20 protein-coding genes are annotated in these 17,002 nt (G+C 64.1%); 13 read left to right on the top strand and 7 right to left on the bottom strand.

Features of this window, described 5'->3' with window-relative positions:
• Window positions 1-195 precede the first annotated feature (195 nt).
• Complete coding sequence (locus AC3WLX_RS16710) at window positions 196-840, bottom strand: glutathione binding-like protein (RefSeq protein WP_492336764.1); 645 nt, start codon at window positions 838-840, stop codon at window positions 196-198.
• 106 nt (window positions 841-946) lie between these two features.
• Between AC3WLX_RS16710 and AC3WLX_RS16705 the strand changes: the two genes are divergently transcribed.
• Entirely contained in the window at window positions 947-1,591 is a 645-nt protein-coding gene (locus tag AC3WLX_RS16705; RefSeq protein ID WP_492336763.1) for a TetR/AcrR family transcriptional regulator, read from the top strand.
• Between the two features lie 15 nt (window positions 1,592-1,606).
• Here the strand turns inward: AC3WLX_RS16705 and AC3WLX_RS16700 are convergent, their stop codons facing one another.
• Window positions 1,607-2,572, bottom strand: a complete 966-nt coding sequence (locus AC3WLX_RS16700; RefSeq protein WP_492336762.1) for a 2-hydroxyacid dehydrogenase — start codon at window positions 2,570-2,572, stop codon at window positions 1,607-1,609.
• 140 nt (window positions 2,573-2,712) lie between these two features.
• On the opposite strand from AC3WLX_RS16700, the gene AC3WLX_RS16695 reads away from it, so the two are divergent.
• The 4 genes from AC3WLX_RS16695 to AC3WLX_RS16680 all read left to right on the top strand — a co-directional run bounded on the left by AC3WLX_RS16695 (window position 2,713) and on the right by AC3WLX_RS16680 (window position 5,471).
• Window positions 2,713-3,075 carry a YciI family protein gene (locus tag AC3WLX_RS16695; RefSeq protein ID WP_291622184.1) on the top strand — a complete coding sequence of 121 codons (363 nt, stop codon included), beginning with the start codon at window positions 2,713-2,715 and terminating at the stop codon, window positions 3,073-3,075.
• Between the two features lies 1 nt (window position 3,076).
• Entirely contained in the window at window positions 3,077-4,363 is a 1,287-nt protein-coding gene (locus AC3WLX_RS16690; protein WP_492336761.1) for an RNA polymerase sigma factor, read from the top strand.
• 125 nt (window positions 4,364-4,488) lie between these two features.
• Window positions 4,489-5,028 (top strand): SRPBCC family protein, encoded by a 540-nt coding sequence (locus AC3WLX_RS16685; RefSeq protein WP_291622180.1) that lies wholly within the window; start codon window positions 4,489-4,491, stop codon window positions 5,026-5,028.
• A gap of 29 nt (window positions 5,029-5,057) precedes the next feature.
• Window positions 5,058-5,471, top strand: coding sequence for a VOC family protein (locus AC3WLX_RS16680; RefSeq protein ID WP_291622178.1), 414 nt, complete (start codon window positions 5,058-5,060; stop codon window positions 5,469-5,471).
• Between the two features lie 25 nt (window positions 5,472-5,496).
• On the opposite strand, the gene AC3WLX_RS16675 is transcribed toward AC3WLX_RS16680, so the two are convergent.
• The 4 genes from AC3WLX_RS16675 to AC3WLX_RS16660 all read right to left on the bottom strand — a co-directional run bounded on the left by AC3WLX_RS16675 (window position 5,497) and on the right by AC3WLX_RS16660 (window position 9,469).
• Window positions 5,497-5,847, bottom strand: coding sequence for a hypothetical protein (locus AC3WLX_RS16675; RefSeq protein ID WP_291622176.1), 351 nt, complete (start codon window positions 5,845-5,847; stop codon window positions 5,497-5,499).
• A gap of 432 nt (window positions 5,848-6,279) precedes the next feature.
• Complete coding sequence (locus AC3WLX_RS16670) at window positions 6,280-6,717, bottom strand: hypothetical protein (RefSeq protein ID WP_291622174.1); 438 nt, start codon at window positions 6,715-6,717, stop codon at window positions 6,280-6,282.
• Between the two features lie 126 nt (window positions 6,718-6,843).
• The gene (locus AC3WLX_RS16665; RefSeq protein WP_291622172.1) at window positions 6,844-7,632 is read right to left on the bottom strand and encodes an SDR family NAD(P)-dependent oxidoreductase; all 789 of its coding nucleotides are present in this window, start codon (window positions 7,630-7,632) and stop codon (window positions 6,844-6,846) included.
• A 172-nt stretch (window positions 7,633-7,804) separates the two neighbouring features.
• Window positions 7,805-9,469 (bottom strand): methyl-accepting chemotaxis protein, encoded by a 1,665-nt coding sequence (locus tag AC3WLX_RS16660; RefSeq protein ID WP_492336760.1) that lies wholly within the window; start codon window positions 9,467-9,469, stop codon window positions 7,805-7,807.
• Window positions 9,470-9,826: 357 nt separating this feature from the next.
• Between AC3WLX_RS16660 and AC3WLX_RS16655 the strand changes: the two genes are divergently transcribed.
• The 4 genes from AC3WLX_RS16655 (at window position 9,827) to AC3WLX_RS16640 (ending at window position 12,134) form a co-directional block, all read left to right on the top strand.
• Window positions 9,827-10,288: a YciI family protein gene (locus AC3WLX_RS16655; protein WP_492336759.1), complete on the top strand. Its 462-nt coding sequence runs from the start codon at window positions 9,827-9,829 to the stop codon at window positions 10,286-10,288.
• Entirely contained in the window at window positions 10,285-10,650 is a 366-nt protein-coding gene (locus AC3WLX_RS16650) for a hypothetical protein (protein WP_291622165.1), read from the top strand. The genes AC3WLX_RS16655 and AC3WLX_RS16650 overlap by 4 nt, the downstream gene beginning before the upstream one ends.
• A 130-nt stretch (window positions 10,651-10,780) precedes the next feature.
• Window positions 10,781-11,521, top strand: coding sequence for a TetR/AcrR family transcriptional regulator (locus AC3WLX_RS16645; RefSeq protein ID WP_492336758.1), 741 nt, complete (start codon window positions 10,781-10,783; stop codon window positions 11,519-11,521).
• Window positions 11,522-11,642: 121 nt separating this feature from the next.
• Complete coding sequence (locus AC3WLX_RS16640) at window positions 11,643-12,134, top strand: DUF2852 domain-containing protein (RefSeq protein WP_492336757.1); 492 nt, start codon at window positions 11,643-11,645, stop codon at window positions 12,132-12,134.
• A 120-nt stretch (window positions 12,135-12,254) separates the two neighbouring features.
• Here the strand turns inward: AC3WLX_RS16640 and AC3WLX_RS16635 are convergent, their stop codons facing one another.
• Window positions 12,255-13,418, bottom strand: coding sequence for an acyl-CoA desaturase (locus AC3WLX_RS16635; RefSeq protein WP_492336756.1), 1,164 nt, complete (start codon window positions 13,416-13,418; stop codon window positions 12,255-12,257).
• 262 nt (window positions 13,419-13,680) lie between these two features.
• On the opposite strand from AC3WLX_RS16635, the gene AC3WLX_RS16630 reads away from it, so the two are divergent.
• The 4 genes from AC3WLX_RS16630 to AC3WLX_RS16615 all read left to right on the top strand — a co-directional run bounded on the left by AC3WLX_RS16630 (window position 13,681) and on the right by AC3WLX_RS16615 (window position 16,988).
• On the top strand, window positions 13,681-14,448 hold the full coding sequence (locus tag AC3WLX_RS16630; protein WP_492336755.1) for a serine acetyltransferase domain-containing protein: 768 nt from the start codon (window positions 13,681-13,683) through the stop codon (window positions 14,446-14,448).
• A gap of 357 nt (window positions 14,449-14,805) precedes the next feature.
• A complete protein-coding gene (tolQ, locus tag AC3WLX_RS16625) occupies window positions 14,806-15,522 on the top strand; it encodes a protein TolQ (protein ID WP_008546343.1) in 717 nt (238 codons plus the stop codon).
• Window positions 15,523-15,565: 43 nt separating this feature from the next.
• Complete coding sequence (tolR, locus tag AC3WLX_RS16620; RefSeq protein WP_291621344.1) at window positions 15,566-16,018, top strand: protein TolR; 453 nt, start codon at window positions 15,566-15,568, stop codon at window positions 16,016-16,018.
• Window positions 16,019-16,022: 4 nt separating this feature from the next.
• Window positions 16,023-16,988 (top strand): protein TolA, encoded by a 966-nt coding sequence (locus tag AC3WLX_RS16615; RefSeq protein WP_492336754.1) that lies wholly within the window; start codon window positions 16,023-16,025, stop codon window positions 16,986-16,988.
• Window positions 16,989-17,002 lie beyond the last annotated feature (14 nt).

The raw sequence follows: 17,002 nt of genomic DNA, 5'->3' as shown, positions 1-17,002 counted from the left end.
TCTCGTGCCCCGGACGCAGCGCAGCGCGCCCCCCGGCGATGCGAAGCATCGTCCGGTGCGGCGTGGTGCGCTGCAGAGCCGGGGCCCATGCGTCAGCGAATGTGGAGCTCTCTGGGTCCCGGCGCTGCGCAGCAGCGCAAGAACGCTGCAGCGCGTCCGGGACACGACAGACGTGCCGTGGCCAAGCTCCGCGGCTTACGCCGCCGCCTTCTTGCGCGCGAGTTCGGCCTTGTACAGCTCAAACTCCTCGGCGATCGCCTTCGCGATGGACGGCCGCTGACGCAGGCGCTCGTGGTAGGCCTTCACGTTCGGCCATGTCGCGAGCTCGATCTGCGGCGTCGCCACCGCCCAGTTGATGACTGTGACGAGATAGGCGTCGGCCACGCTGAAATGGTCGAGCAGGAACTCGCGTCCCTTCAGATATTTGTCGAGATAGTCGAGCCGCGACAGGTTCTTTTCCAAGGCATACGCCTTGGCTTCCTGCGACGCCTTGCGGTCGAGCAGGGGGACGAACAGCCCCTTGTGCAGCTCGGTGCCGATGAAGCAGAGCCATTGATGCAGCCGCGTGCGCTCGATTCCGGCGCTGGCGCCGAGGCCGGATTGCGGAAAACGGTCTGCGACATATTGCAGGATCGCGGCATTTTCGGTCAGCACCACGCCGTCGTCGGTGCGCAGCGTCGGCACGAGGCCGATCGGATTTACCGCGCGGAAGTCGGAGCCGTCGTTCAGTACCCGCTTGGTCGGCGGATCAACTTCGAGATAGTTCGCCTCGGCGCCGGCTTCGTACAGCGCGACGCGTGTCGCCATCGAGCAGGCGAGCGGCGAGAAATAGAGATCCATCTGGTGCCTCCTTGGGCAATTCCTCTTTGGGGGACGCTCAACCTGGCCAGATTGATTTTTGTACCATCTTGCATAATATGACCGCAGTCAAGGATTAATTTGCGAAATGGTACAAAAAGCGAAGCCGCCAGCTGCTGCCGGCCAACCTAAGCGCCGCGGCCGCCCGCGCGCCTATGAGCCCGGCGTTGCGCTCGGCAAGGCGCTCGATCTGTTTCGCAAGCAAGGCTTCGCCGCGACCTCGCTCGACGATCTCAGCGCTGCAACCGGTATGAACCGCCCGAGCCTCTACGGCGCCTTCGGCGACAAGCGCGAGCTCTACATCAAGAGCTACCAGCGCTATCGCGACGAGGCTGCCGCGGCGATGGGGACGATCTTCCGCGAGGAGATGCCGCTGCGTCAGCGGCTGGAGCGCATCTACGCGGCCGCGCTGGATATCTATTTGTCCGGCGACGCCGGCCCGCGCGGTTGCTTCACGATCGTCACTGCGGCGTCCGAAGCCGTCGGCGATCCCGAGATCCGCGCCATGGTGCTGGACGGCCTCGCCGGGATCGACAAGGCGTTCGCCAGTTGCTTTCGCCGTGCCAAGGAGAAGGGAGAGTTGCCGGAGAGCGCCGATCTCTTCGCGCTGGCGCAGGTCGCGTCAGCCACCATGCACACCATCGCCATCCGCTCGCGCGCCCGCGTGCCGCGCAAGGAGCTCGAGGCGATCGTGAAGAGTGCGATTGATGTGATGCTCGGCGCTAAGGGGTAGGCTGGAAGCGAAGCTTCAATACCCCCGCGTCCGGTCCACCACGTTCTCCAGCGCGCCGCCGGCCTCGAACCGCTTGATCTGCTCGGCGACATAGGCCGAGATCGCGTCGGCGTCGGTATCGGCTGCGTTGTGCGGGGTCAGCAGCACCTTGGGATGGGTCCAGAACCGGCTCTCGGCCGGCTGCGGCTCCTGCACGAAGACGTCGAGCGAGGCGGCGCCCAGCGTGCCGTCGTCGAGGCAGGCCAGGATATCGGCTTCGTTCTGCAAGCCGCCGCGGCCGGCATTGATCAGCACGGGCGCGCCGATCGGGCTGTTGCGGTTGAGCTTTGTGAAGGCGTCGCGATTGAGGATGCCGTGCGTGTCCGGCGTCAGCGGCAGCAGGCAGACCAGGATGTCGGTCGTGCGCAGGAAGGCGTCCATGCCCGCGGTGCCATGGAAGCATTCGACGCCCTCGATCGTGCGCGGGCTGCGGCTCCAGCCGGCGACGCGGAAGCCGAGCCGCTTCAGCACATCAGCCGCATCGGCGCCGAGAGTCCCGAGGCCCATGACGCCCACGGTCACCGCGCTGGCAGGCCATTGATAGAGCGGCGCCCAGCGCTTTGCGCGCTGCGAGTCGCGCAGGTACAGCTCCTGGCGGTGATGCATCAGCACGTGCAGCACGACATATTCGGTCATGCGGTTGGTGAGATCGGGGACGGCGACGCGCACCAGCGGCACCTCGGGCAGGCTCTTGTCCGCCATCAGCGCATCGACGCCAGCGCCGAGATTGAAGATCGCGCGCAGATTGGGGAACGCGCCGAGGACGCCCGGCGCCGGCTTCCACACAGCGGCATAATGGACCTCGGCCGGATCGAGCCCGGCATCGGGCAGCAGCACCACGCGACGGCCCCCGCAGACCCCGTCGAAGCGGGCCTTCCAGCGCTCCGGCAGCCAATTCTGCTGCGTGCTGTTGATCAGGACGGCCAGTGTGCCCGTGGTCATTCGAAGTGCCTCTTTCGGTTCCGCTCGAGAAGGCTCTCCTTGGCACGATCTGCCGGATTTTTCTTGCAATTTTTTTCCGCAGCCCTGTCGGGGCGAGGCATATTGGCGCGTCCTTAGAACAGACGAGGAAAGTGCCGCTCATGCTCTACGCCATCCTTTGCTATCACGATGAGGATTTCGTCGGCTCCTGGAGCAAGGACCAGGACGAGGCCGTGATGAAGAAGCTCGCCGTGGTGCAGGAGAATCTCGCCAGCCAGGGCCGGCTCGGGCCCGTGGCGCGGCTGTTGCCGACCACGGCGGCGGCGACGCTGCGCAAGGAAGACCCGCCGCTGGTGCTCGACGGTCCCTATGCCGAGACCAAGGAGCAGCTGCTCGGCTTCTATATCGTCGACTGCAAGAACCTCGACGACGCGCTCGACGTCGCGCGCGAGCTGGGCTCTGCCAATCCCGGCGGCGCCTACGAGGTGCGTCCCGTCGGCGTGTTCAGGCCCGGAGGAATCTGACGTGAGCGAGGCCGACACCGCCTGGATCGAGACTGCGCTGACCTCGGCGCGACCTCAGGCGGTGGGCGCCCTGCTGCGCTATTTCCGCGATCTCGATACCGCGGAGGAGGCGTTTCAGAACGCGTCCTTGCGCGCACTCAAGGCCTGGCCGCAGAACGGGCCGCCGCGCGATCCCGCCGCCTGGCTGATCATGGTCGGCCGCAACGTCGCGATCGACGAGGTGCGCCGCGCCCGAAAGCAGCAGCCGCTGCCGGAGGACGACCAGGCGATCTCCGATCTCGACGACGCCGAAGGCGCGCTCGCCGAGCGCCTCGACGGCTCGCACTATCGCGACGACATCCTGCGGCTGATGTTCATCTGCTGCCACCCGCAACTGCCGGCGACGCAGCAGATCGCGCTGGCGCTGCGCATCGTCTCGGGCCTTACCGTGAAGCAGATCGCGCGCGCCTTTCTGGTCTCGGAAGCGGCGATGGAGCAGCGCATCACACGGGCCAAGGCAAAGGTTGCCGAGGCCGGGACGCCGTTCGAGACGCCCGGGGCGGTGGAGCGCTCCGAGCGTCTCGCGGGCGTTGCCGCGATGATCTACCTGATCTTCAACGAAGGCTATTCGGCGAGCGGGGACACTGCGGAGATCAGGAAGCCACTCTGCGAGGAGGCGATCCGGCTGGCGCGATTGCTGCTGCGGCTGTTTCCGAGCGAGCCGGAGATCATGGGCCTGACGGCGTTGATCCTGTTGCAGCACGCCCGCAGCGCCTCGCGCTTCGCCGCAGATGGCTCGCTGGTCCTGCTGGACGACCAGGACCGGTCCCTGTGGAACGGTACCATGATCGCGGAGGGCCTCGCCCTGATTGACAAGGCGATGCGCCACCGCCGCAGCGGGCCCTACCAGATCCAGGCTGCAATCGCCGCGCTGCATGCGCGCGCGGCAACGCCGCAGGAGACCGACTGGACGCAGATCGACCTGCTCTACGGCGCGCTCGAAGTCGTGCAGCCGTCCCCGGTGGTGACGCTCAATCGCGCGGTCGCCGTCTCCAAGGTGCGCGGGCCACAGGCCGCGCTCGAACTGATCGAGCCGCTCGCGACCAAGCTCGCCAATTATTTCCATTTTTACGGCGTGCGGGGCGCCTTCCTGATGCAGCTCGGCCGCAACGACGAGGCCCGAATAGCCTTCGACCGCGCCATCGCGCTCGCCAACACCTCGGCCGAAGCCGCTCACATCCGGATGCATCTCGACCGCCTGATCCGGGACAGCCAGCCGAAGGCAAAGGAAAGCGCGAAGGCGAAGTGACGCGGGACGCGTCATTCCTGGTCTGGTCCTTCGGACCGCCCGGAATGACGTTAAAAAAATATTCAGTTGATTGTCGGCCCCCGCCGTTCGCGTTCGTCCTTTGCGCGTATCACCGGGAGCCCTCCATGCTGAAAGCCATTGCCATCATCGCCGTCGTGCTGGCCATCGGGCTTGCGGGTATCCTCGTCTTCGCCCTGACGAAACCCGACACATTCCGCGTCGAGCGCAGCCTCGCCATGAAGGCGCCGGCGGGCGCGATCTACCCGTACGTTGCCGATTTTCATCGCTGGACCGCCTGGTCCCCGTATGAGAGCCGCGATCCCGCCATGAAGCGGACTTTCGGCGGAGCTGCGGACGGCAAGGGTGCAACCTACGCCTGGGACGGCAACAACAATGTCGGCGCCGGACGCATGGAGATTCTCGACGCGAACGGGCCCTCCAAGCTCCGCATCAAGCTCGATTTCGAGCGGCCGTTCGAGGGCCACAACACCGCCGAGTTCACCTTTGTGCCGCAGGGCGATGCCACACTCGTCACATGGGCGATGTACGGTCCGGCCCCATTCCTGTCCAAGCTCATGCAGGTGTTCATCAACATGGACAGCATGATCGGCAAGGATTTCGAGACCGGCCTCGCCAGCCTGAAAAGGCTCGCCGAGAAGCAATAGGTCCCACAGCCAGCGAAGAGGAGAGAACGATGCTCAATCCCTATCTGTTCTACCAAGACAATTGCGAAGCGGCGTTCAACTATTACGCCAGGATTCTGGACGGCAAGATCGAGGCGATGATGCGCGCGTCGGATGCGCCGCCGGAGGTGCCGGCGACGCCAGGCCGCGAGAAGATGATCATGCATGCGCGGATGTCGTTTCCCGATGGCAGCGTGCTGATGGCATCCGACGCCCCGGCCGAACATTTTAACAAGCCGCAGGGCTTTTCGATCTCGATCACGGTCACGGATCCCGCGGATGGTGAGCGCAAGTTCAACGCGCTCGCCGACGGCGGCAGCGTCACCATGCCCTTCAGCAAGACCTTCTGGGCCAAGGGCTTTGGCATGTGCACCGACAAATTCGGCATTCCCTGGATGGTGAACTGCCCGGCCGAGGGTATGTGACGGGCGCGGCCGGCCGTTGGTTCTCCTACCTAACTGATCCGGTGACGTCCTGGCGCGACGGCGAGGACTCCACACAGCGAGGGCAGATCACGAGCTTGCTGCCGAGCTGCCGGTCGTTCTCCGCCTGTATTTCGTCATGCACCGTCCACCACGCCTCGGAATAGGGGCGCAAGGTGCCGAGCACCTTTTCCCGCTCCTGATTGGGATCAGGTGCCGCCGGCGCGCCGTCCGTGACGCGCCGTTTGGCGACATGCGGACGGTTCGGATCCTTGCCAAGACCATCCCATGCGAAGGAGCGACGTTCCTGCGCCGGGGCGTCTGCGCATCCGATCAGCACTGTACAAAAAGTGAGCAAGATGAAGCCGTGCCGAATCATGCCGGGCCTTTGCCTCCGTAAACGACGCGAACAATCCACTGGGACGCGCGCGTCGTCGGTTCAATGGAACTCAAGGCAAAACAAACTCGCCGGCCTACGAATCGTACTCTCGCAGCAGATTGCGGCGCAATGAAGCGCGTGGTGAATCCAACTGCATCGCACAACAATTGGCGAAATATTGGGCTATGAACTGCATGCTGGAATCGCTATTTTTTCATAAAAGTTACAAATTCGGGATGGACGTTTTGGAGGGGAGCGACCGATGGCGGCGGCGCTGCAAATCAATTTTGCTCTTTGGGGAATGCTCATCTGCGCCAGCGCGAAGCTGATGCCGGCGTTACAGTCTCTCTTTTGAGAGACGCAACCGGCGCCCGCTCGCGCTAATCCTTCTGCGCACGCTGGCAGCGAGCGCAGCGGCCGTTGCCGGTTGCATCAGCGACAACGCGGATAGATCGCGGCGAGATCTCGCCCCTTCAACAGCAGCAGCCGTGAGGTAAGGCCGCCGCGGCGACTGATCCACTCCCGCACCGGGCTGGGATAGGCCGCAAGCACCGCGACCGATGCTTCCGGCTCCGCGTAGAAGCGTCCGCGCCGGTCGACCGAACGCGCGGCGTGGAAGCCCAGCACGGCCCGTTTGGTGACGCAGATGCGCTCACCAGGCACGATGCTCAGCACCAGCGTGCAGGCGGACAGGCAGGGACCGTCGATCACGACGCGCTCGCCGCTGTCGCGCACTTTCTCGAACAGATCGAGGAACGGCCCGACCTGTCCACCCGGAGACTGGATGATGCGGATTTCAGCCGCCGCGGGCGTGACGGCGAGCAGCGCGGATGCGAGCATCAGGGCCGTCAGGAATGAGATGCGTCGCATGAACTCTCCACCAACTCGCTCTTGCAGGATGGGCAAAGCGTCGCGCGCCCGGCATTGCCGCCTCATATCCGGAGAAATGATGAGCAGGCCGCTTGCACGCCTTTGCCAACCCTACAAATCTCGTGCCTACCCATTCCGTCGTTGCCCGCGCAGCGTCGGCAGGCCGATCCCGGCTGCATCGAAGCCGCCATCCACGGCCAAAATTTGGCCGGTGATGTAACTCGCGCTTCCCGAGCACAGGAAGTAGATCGCCTCCGCGAGCTCTTCCTCCAGGCCGTAGCGGTTGAGCGGAATGGCGTCGTGATAGTCGGCGCGGATCTCCTTGGTGTGCACCTGCTTCGCCATCGCGGTGTCGACCGGCCCCGGCGCGACCGCGTTGACACGGATGTTGAGGGAGGCGAGCTCGACCGCGAGCTGCTTGGTGAGATGCGCAAGGCCCGCCTTGCTGGTGCCGTAGGCCGAGCGCAGCGTCGAGGCGCGCACCGCCGAGATCGAGGTGATGTTGACGATGGCGCCGCCATGGCCTTCGCGCATCAAGGGTATCGCCGCCTTGGTGCAGAGGAACGGCCCGGTGAGGTTGACTTCGAGCACGCGGCGCCAGTCGGCTTCCGAAGTCTCCATCAGCGGTGCGAACACTGCGATCCCGGCATTGTTGACGAGCGCATCCAGCCGGCCAAACCGGTCCTCGATCGCCGCGATCGCATCGCTCACGGCAGCTTCGTCCGAGACGTCGCAGGTCAGGGCCAGCGTCGCATCGTCTCGGCCGATCTCGGCGACGGTGCGGCCGAGCAGCTCGCCCTCGATGTCGAGCAGCGCCACGTGCCAGCCCTCGGCGAGGAACTTCTTCGCGGTCGCAAGCCCGATGCCGCGTGCGGCTCCGGTGACGAGGGCGACTTTTTGCGAGGCTTGCGGCATAGGCTGATCAGTCCTTCTGTCGGAAACGGAAGCTTTTGAGGCGGCCGGCGCCCTTTTACTTCGCTTTCGTCCCGACGAGGAAGTACTTATGCCGGAGCTCCCGCATGCACCGCCACTCCGAGGACCCGCTCGTTCAGCGGTCCCGGAAGAATGGCCAGATCGGGGAGGGCGCCTACGCCAGCTCCGCGGAGGCGCGCTGCATGTTGGCTGACATGTCGGCCGTCACGATGCTCTGCTCCTCGACTGCGGCGGCGGTGGAGGCGATGAACTCGTTCACGGCGGCGATCGCGGCCTTGATCGCGGTGAGCGAGCCGGCGACGTCGCCGGAGATGACGTTCAGGGCGTCGATCTCCGAGGTGATGGTGTCAGTCGCCTGCTTGGCCTGGCTCGCGAGGTTCTTCACCTCGGAGGCGACCACCGCAAAACCTCGGCCGGCCTCGCCCGCACGGGCCGACTCGATCGTGGCGTTGAGTGCGAGCAGGTTGATCTGGCTGGTGATGCCGGAAATCATCTCCACGATGCCGCTCATTGCTTGTGCGGCCGCGGCCAGCTTCTGGGCCTGACTGTCCGCGGACTCGACCCGCGTCGTCGCGACCTTGGATGTCTCGCGCGATTTCGCCATGGTTTCGGAGATCTCGCGGATCGACGCACTCATCTGCTCGCTGCCGGCCGCAACCGCGTCGATCAGCCCGCGCGCATTGTCGGCCTTCTTGCGGCCGATCGCCTGCGCGGTGATGTCGGTGGCGTATTTCACCACCTTGTAGGGCTTGCCGTTGAGATCGAAGATCGGGTTGTAGGATGCCTGGATCCAGATCTCTCGACCGCCCTTGGCGATCCGCTTGTATTCGGCGGCCTGGTATTCGCCGCGGTTGAGGGTCTCCCAGAACTGGCGATAGGCCGCCGAATTCCTCTCGTTCGGCTCGACGAACATGGAATGGTGCTGGCCCTTGATCTGGGCCAGCGAATAACCCATCGCCTTCAGGAAATTCTCGTTGGCGGTGCGGATCGTGCCGTCCATGTTGAATTCGATCACGGCCTGCGACTTCTGGATGGCGGCGAGCTGGCCGTCATTGTCGGCGGCCTTCATCTTCTGCGCGGTGACGTCGGTTGCGAACTTCACCACCTTGAACGGCTTGCCGTTCTCGTCGAGGATCGGATTGTAGGTGGCGATGATCCAGATTTCCTTGCCGCCCTTGCCCAACCGCTTGTATTCGGCCGCCTCGTACTCGCCGCGGTTCAGCTTGGCCCAGAAGGCGGCATAGGCGGGGCTGGCGCGGTCTTCCGGCGTTACGAACATACTGTGATGCTTGCCCCTGATCTCGTCGAGCGAGTATCCCATCGCGTTCAGGAAGTTCTCGTTCGCGCTGATGATGGTGCCGTCCATGTTGAACTCGATCACCGCCTGGGCGCGATTGATGGCGGCGATCTTGCCAGAATCTTCCATGGTCTTGATCTTGGACGCGGTGATGTCGGTCGCGAACTTGATGAAGCTGACGACCTTGCCGTTCTCGTCGCGCAGCGGCGCATAGGAGGCGTGGACCCAAACTTCCTTCCCGCCCTTGCCGAAGCGCTTGTATTGCGTGGTCTGGAACTCGCCACGGTTGAGGCTGGCCCAGAAGTCGCGATAGCGGGCGCTCTCGCGCTCGACCGGGCTGACGAAGATGCTGTGGTGCTTGCCCTTGATCTCGGCGAGCGTGTAGCCGCTCATCTTCAGGAGGTTCTCGTTGGCATCGAGTATGGTGCCGTCGAGGTCGAACTCGATCACGGCCTGCGAGCGGTCAAGCGCCTCGACCTCTGCGATAGCATGCCTGACCTTCTTGCTTTGGAAATTGAACACGTGAGCTCCGCAATGTTCCCGGTGGCAAATTGGAGGATCGTCGTACGGGTCTGGAAGGAAAAAGTTGCATGCTCTTCTTGAGCATCTGTAAACTAAGGGAGAGCCCGATTGAGTTCCGCGATTTTACGGCGTGCTTTTTAAGTCATTCAACTCTTGGGCGTTTCAGCTCCATATGCACGATGGAGTTCATAAAGCGACCCGTAGTTGTACGGGAGGGGCGCGCATTATTTTTCCGGTTTGCGCTAGTCGAGTCCAAAAATTCGCGTCGACGTGTCGGTTCGCCGGACCTTTGTTCGTCTTGAAGGCGAGGGCGGCGGCTCGCACCTGCTCTCCCTGACAACCAGGGTAAGGAGCACCATGCGATTCATGATGTTGATGATCCCGCTCGGCTACGAGGCTGCGCCGCCGGACGTGCAACTCGATCCGGAGCGTGTCGCGGCGATGATGCGCTACAACAAGGCGCTCGAGGATGCCGGCGTGTTGATCACGCTGGACGGCCTGCACCCGCCGTCGATGGGTGCGCGCGTTTCGTTTGTGACCGGCGTTCCGGTCGTGACCGACGGACCGTTCATCGAAGCCAAGGAAGTTCTGGGCGGCTACTGGATGATCGAGGTTGCCTCGCGCGCGGAGGCGATCGCGTGGGCCAGGAAGTGCCCGGCCGCGCCCAACGAAATCATCGAGATCCGGCAGGTGCAGGAAATGGCCGATTTTCCGCAGGACGTGCAGCAGGCCGCGGCCGGATTCGACGAGTTGAAGAGGTCGGCGGCCGCGGAGAGTTCGCGGCAGTCGTCAGTTGACCAACGCGGGAGAGACCTATGAGCACCGACCACAAATTCCTGGCCGTCTATCTCGGCAGCACGAGCGGCTCGAAAATGGCAGCTTGGCGCGCGCTGCCCGAGGCCGAACGGAAAGCGAAGGAACAGGAGGGCATGGCCGCCTGGCATGGCTGGGTCGAGAAGCACAAGGATGTGATCGTCGAGATGGGCGGCCCGCTCGGCAAGACCCGCAGGATCGACGCCAAGGGCATCACCGAGATCAGCAATGCATTGACCGGGTTCACGGTGGTGCGGGCCGCTTCGCAGGAGGACGCTGCAAAGCTGTTCGAGAACCACCCGCATTTTGCGATTTTTCCGGGCGAGGCGATCGAAGTGATGCCGGTCCTGCCGATTCCGCAGATGTAGCATCAGGGGATAGCCGTCATTCTGGGGCGGTCCGCAGGACCGAACCCGGAAGACTGGGGGGACGTACGGGTTAATCACACCCGATTCCCGCTAGTGACCTTCGCGCCCGGCTCATGTAAAGCTCGTTCACATGAGCTGGCGCAAGGAGCAGGGCCGCGCCGAGCGCGGCTATCACCACGGCAATCTGAAGGAAGCGCTGCTGCAGGCCGCTCTCGGGCTGATCGCCGAGAAGGGCGCGGCCGGCTTCACCTTTGCCGACGCCGCGCGCATGGCCGGCGTCAGCGCGGCGGCGCCTTACCGGCATTTCCGCGATCGCGAAGAGCTGCTGTCCTCGATCGCGCAGCGCGGTTTCGAGCAATTCGAGGCGCGCCTCGCTGCGGCCTGGGACGACGGACGTCCTGATACGGTCACCGCGTTCGAACGGGTCGGCAAGGCCTATCTCGCCTTCGCCCGCGAGGAGCCCGCCTTCTACAACGCGATGTTCGAATCGGGGGTGCCGGTCGATGCCAATGCCGCACTCCAGGCCGCGAGCGAGCGGGCCTTCAACATCATTCGCGCCGCGGCCGAGCGGCTCGCGGCGCTGACGCCTCCGGGCACGCCGCGGCCGCCAGCGATGATGATGGCGCTGCACATCTGGTCGATGGCGCATGGCGTCGCCTCGCTATTTTCCCGCGGCGACGCCGCGCGACGAAAACTGCCGATGTCGCCGGACGAACTGCTCGAGGCCGAGGTGCTGATTTATCTGCGCGGCCTCGGTTTTCCGACTGACCGTCGTCCGGCGGGACAAAGCGCCGGGCCGCCGCCTGTGCCGCCGGAGGGGTCCTCCGGTTCAGGCCTGCCGCCCGGCAGTCCCTGGGGCAAGCCGAAATGAAATTGCGCAAATAATCACGCGGGCGTGTCTGGCGGCCGGCTTGACAAAATCACGCGATGGTTTAGCTATGTAAATGTTATTTACATTCACAACGGCGCTGGTGCCGTGATGGAGATGGGAAATGGCCTACACCGCTGACGTCAATCGCTGGCGCGGCCCTTCGGACCAAAACCAACACTACGAGCGTCCCCGCATGCTCGATACGCCTTGGCATCCGGGCTGGATCGCCGTGACCATCCTCGGCTTCATCATCTGGTGGCCGATCGGGCTTGCCCTTCTCTTTTTCACACTCGGGAGCAGAAGAATGTCGTGCTGGAGCCACCCGGATCGCTGGCAGAACAAGATGGAGAAGATGCAGTACAAGATGGATCGCATGCGCGACCGCATGGAGCGCCGCGGCTTCGGCTTTGGCTTCGGCCCGTCGTCATCCGGCAACCGCGCCTTCGACGAGTACCGCTCTGAAACGCTGCGCCGGCTCGAGGAAGAGCAGGTCGAGTTCAGAAACTTCCTGGACCGTCTGCGTCACGCCAAGGACAAGGAAGAGTTCGACCAGTTCATGGCGCAGCACAAGACGCGTCCGACCCCGCCGCCGACTGACCAGCAGCAGGGCTGACCTGACGGTTCGCACCTCTCAAAGCCTTCAGGCGCATGCCCCCAAAGTCCTGATGGCCCCGAGCCGCCCGCTTGCGTAACCCGCAGGCGGGCGGTTTGGTTTTGGGGAAACGGTCGAGGTTCAGCGCACCGCCGCGAGCTGCGCGCGAACCGAGGCCAGGAAGTATTCGTAGGCGTGGTCCACGATCTCGTTGAGCGATCGGGTTCGCGCGAACATCGCCTTGGCCTCCGCGAGAAACTCCTCGCGGGTCGGGATCTTCGGCAGATGCAGATGCGTCAGCGCGTCGACACCTTCATGTGCGCGATTGAGGATGTCGTGCAGCGTCGGCAGCTGCAACTGGGCGAGATCGGCCCGGCGGCGCGCCGACGAGATCGCGTGGGCCAGGGTCTGCGCATCGAACCGTCCGGCGAGCTCGCGGGCCGCCCGCTGGATGACCCGCGCGCCGAGCGGCTGCTCGTTGCGAAGCACCTGTTCGGGCGGTGCCTTCATGTTCCAGACTACGCCGATCCACGACAGCAGCGTCAGGATGTAATAGGTCACGTCGACCTCCCACCAGCGAAAGCCCTGTCGCACGCTGCTCTGGTAGGCGTGGTGATTGTTGTGCCAGCCTTCACCCAGCGTGAACAACGCCAGCAGCCAGTTGTTGCGGGAATCATCGCCGGTCACGTAGCGCTTGCGCCCATGCACATGGGCGAGCGAGTTGATGCAGAAGGTCGCGTGATAGAGCAGCACCGTGCTCCAGAGGAAGCCGACGACGAGACCCGACCATCCTGCGATCAGGAAGCACAGCCCTGCCAGCACCAGCGCCGGCAGCAGTTCCAGCCGATGCAGCCACATCAGTTCGGGATAGGCGGCGAGATCGCCGACCTTCACGAGGTCAGTCGCGTCGTGCCGTCGATAGAAAATCCAGCCGAGATGACTGTAGAGGAAGCCGCGGTGACGCGGTGAATGGACATCGTTTTCGGTGTCGGAATGCAGGTGATGGTGCCGATGCTTGGCCGCCCACCACAACACGCTCTTCTGCGCGGTGCTTTGCGCAAGGCAGGCCAGGATGAACTGAAACACCCGGCTCGTTGCAAACGCCCGATGCGAGAAATAGCGATGGTAGCCCGCGCCGATCGCGAACATCCTCAAGCAATAGAGTGAGACGCAGATCGCGACCGCCTGCCAGGTGACGCCCGACCAGATTGCCCCCAGGCAGCCGAGGTGGACCAGCAAGAACGGCAGGGCGGATGGATACATGACGTCGTCATGCTGGTCGTCGGCGGGGGCGTTGGGCGACATATTTGAGCGTGACCTCGGATGACGTGGGAAGAGGATTGATCCGGCGCTGACGGCCCGAGGGTACGAAAAACCCGCGGATGGCAGACCACCGCGGGTTTGGGCCGAAAGAACCTACGGACTATACGGGCGGGGCTCTCCGGCAAGCAAGCTCGTTGCCGGGCGTTCGGCGACCGCATGTCGCTGACGTCAATTGGCGCACCGGCTCTCTGGCTCCTATATTCGTCGATGAGAAGCAAGCGTCAAAACACCGCAGGCGGCGAAGATGGCGGAAGCTGCGATCAAGGCGAGCGATATCCTCTGGCAGGAGATACGCGGCGAGGCGCGGCGCGCTGCGGCGGCGGATCCCGTCTTCGGCAGGGCTCTCGCCGATGCCGTCCTTGCCCATGACGATTTTACCGCCGCCTTGGCCGACCTGATCGGACGCCGGCTGGGCGGCAGCGCCGCCGATCGCGAGCGCTTCACGACGTTTTCCTGCGATGCCTTTCGCGGCCAGCCGGATCTGGTCGAAGCGGCTGGCCGCGACCTGCGCGCCATCGTGCTCCGCGATCCCGCGATCGCCGGACTGTTGCCGCCGCTGCTGCACTTCAAGGGATATGTCGCGCTGCAAGCCTGGCGCGTCTCGAACTGGCTCTGGCGTCACGATCATCGCGACGCCGCGCTGCTGTTTCAGAATGAGGCTTCGAACGCGCTTCAGGTCAGCATTCATCCGGCGGCCAGCATCGGGTCCGCCGTCTATCTCGACCACGCCACCGGCATCGTGATCGGCGCCAACGCCGTCGTTGGCGACGAGGTCACCATCCTGCAGAACGTCAGCATCGGACGCCATGGCGGCCTGCCGATACGCTCGCCTCGCATCGGTCGCGGCGTGTTCATCGGCTCCGGCGCGACCATCCTCGGCGACATCGAGATCGGCGATTTCGCCAAGATCGGCGCCGGGACTGTCGTGACCGGTGACGTCCCCCCGGGTTGCACCGCAATCGGCAATCCCGCGCGGCTGACCAACTGCCCCGAGCCGGCCTCGGCGGCTTGAGGCGCGATCCTGTCTCCCGCACGGGACACCCTGGGTGCCCGCCAGCCATCCTGCTGCGCTGCCTACCTTTCCCGCAGCCAAATTGGCCGCCGGTAACCCCGCATTAACCAACGCCGGGCTCTGGTAATTGCGGACAGTCGCGCCCGAGGACGTGTCGAGGCCCATAGTTTTGACATCTTGGCGGGGAATGCAGGCGGCCGGCTTTGGACGAGCTTTTGGACCAGCCCTGCACCCCAGAAAGACAAGGCTTTGAGCGGGCTTGGCGGCCGCGCCGGTTCCAGCGCGGCTGTTGGGGAACACCGGCCCGTTTGCTGGCCGTAGACATTAGGTAACGATCGCCTTGAGAGGATACTGCTTATGAATCCGGCCGAATTGGCTCAGTCAGCCCTTCCGGTTGCTGCCTCCGCCGACGTGTCGCTGATTGCGCTGTTCTGGCAGGCTCACTGGATCGTGAAAGCGGTGATGCTGGGGCTTCTGGCCTGCTCGGTCTGGGTCTGGGCCATCGCCATCGACAAGATCTTCCTCTACGCGCGCACCCGGCGCTCGATGGACCGGTTCGAGCAGGCGTTCTGGTCGGGCGAGTCGATCGAGGAGCTCTATCGCACGCTCTCGGCCAAGCCGACGCATTCCATGGCGGCCTGCTTCGTGGCGGCGATGCGCGAGTGGAAGCGTTCCTTCGAGAGCCATGCCCGCTCGGTCGCGGGGCTTCAGATGCGCATCGACAAGGTGATGAACGTCTCGATCGCGCGTGAGGTCGAACGGCTGGAACGGCGCCTGCTGGTGCTGGCGACCGTGGGCTCCGCCGGCCCCTTCGTCGGCCTGTTCGGAACGGTCTGGGGCATCATGTCGAGCTTCCAGTCGATCGCGGCGTCGAAAAATACCTCTCTGGCGGTGGTCGCCCCCGGTATCGCGGAGGCGCTGTTTGCGACCGCCGTCGGCCTTATCGCCGCCATTCCTGCCACTATTTTTTATAATAAGTTCACCTCCGAGGTGAACCGGCAGGCCCAGCGGCTCGAGGGCTTTGCTGATGAATTTTCAGCCATTCTGTCTCGTCAGATCGACGAGCGGGGCTGATGGACGGCATGTATAATGTGAAGGGCAATTTGGGCACGCGATCATGGCCATGAACGTTGCGAGTTCGTCCGGCGGCGGCGGGCGCCGTGGCCGGCGCAAGCCGGTCGTGGCCGAGATCAACGTCACGCCGATGGTCGACGTCATGCTGGTGCTGCTCATCATCTTCATGGTGTCGGCACCGATGTTGACGGTCGGCGTCCCGCTCGACCTGCCGCAGACCCAGGCCAAGAGCATCGAAAACAGCGACCAGAAGCCGATTCAGATGTCTGTCGACATCAAGGGCAAGGTGTTCATCAACGACACCGAGATCGCGATGAACGAGCTGATCCCCAAGCTGAAGGCCATCACGGACGCGCGGGGCGGGCTGGAGGAGCGCATCTATCTGCGCGCCGACAAGAAGGCGGATTACGGTACGGTGGCCAAGGTGATGGGCCAGCTCTCGGGGGCCGGGTTCAAGAAGCTCGCCCTCGTCACGGAAGCGGATCAGGGGTCTTGAGGCCGTGAAGGTGAACGTCGACAAGACACTCGTTGCGTCGATTGCCCTCCATGTCCTCGTGCTGGGATGGGGGCTCGTCACCTTCAGCAGCAAGGCCTACATCGCTACGCAGGAATCCCTCCCGGTCGACATCATTTCCTCCGATCAGCTCGCGCAGATGATGTCGGGGCAAAAGACCGGTGACAAGAAAGAGCCGAAGCCCAAGGTCGAGAAGATCGCGGAAGCGAAGCCCGAGGAAGATGCGGTCGGCAAGGTCACCGAGAAGAAAGAGCTGATCAAGACCAACTCCCAGCCAGAGCCGCCGCCAAAGCCCGTCGAGAAGCCGGTGGAGAAGAAGCCCGAGCCGCCCAAGCCCGTCGTCGAGGCGAAGCCCAAGGAAGAGCCGAAGCAGGAGCCGAAGCCGCAGGACAAGAAGCCTGATCCGGCCAAGGAAGATCCGCTCGCCGAACTCATGAAGAAGCAGGAGACCAAGAAGCCGCCGCCCAAGCCCGTGGAGCAGAAGGTCGCGGCGGTGCAGCCGCAGCCCAAGCCGAAGGAGCGCACCTTCGATCCCGCGCAGATCCAGCGTGACCTCGACAAGCGCGCCGCGACCCGGCACGAGCAGACCGGCTCGGCGCTGAATGCATCGGCGTCGCTGGGATCCACGACCGGGACCGCCGCCAACAATGTCGCGACCTGGCAGGGCGCGTTCATGTCAGCGGTCAGGCGCTGCTTTACGCCCACCTATAACGGGCAGGATGCCGATCAGTACGAAGTCGACATCGACATTTACATGAAGATCGATGGAACGCTGGCATCCGAGCCGGTTGTCGTTGCAGCGAGAGGGCCGTCTCGGTCGATTGCTCAGGCCGTCGCGGAGAGTGGCAAGCGCGCCATCGTGCAATGTCAGGTCTATTCGTTCCTGCCGAAGCAGCAGTATGACACCTGGAAAACCATTCCGATGCGCTTCGGCCTGAAGGATATGTTGTGACATCCGAACAAAAG

It is taken from the genome of Bradyrhizobium sp. FW305-F6 (genome assembly GCF_058782905.1).
This window is presented reverse-complemented; position numbering and strand designations above follow the sequence as displayed.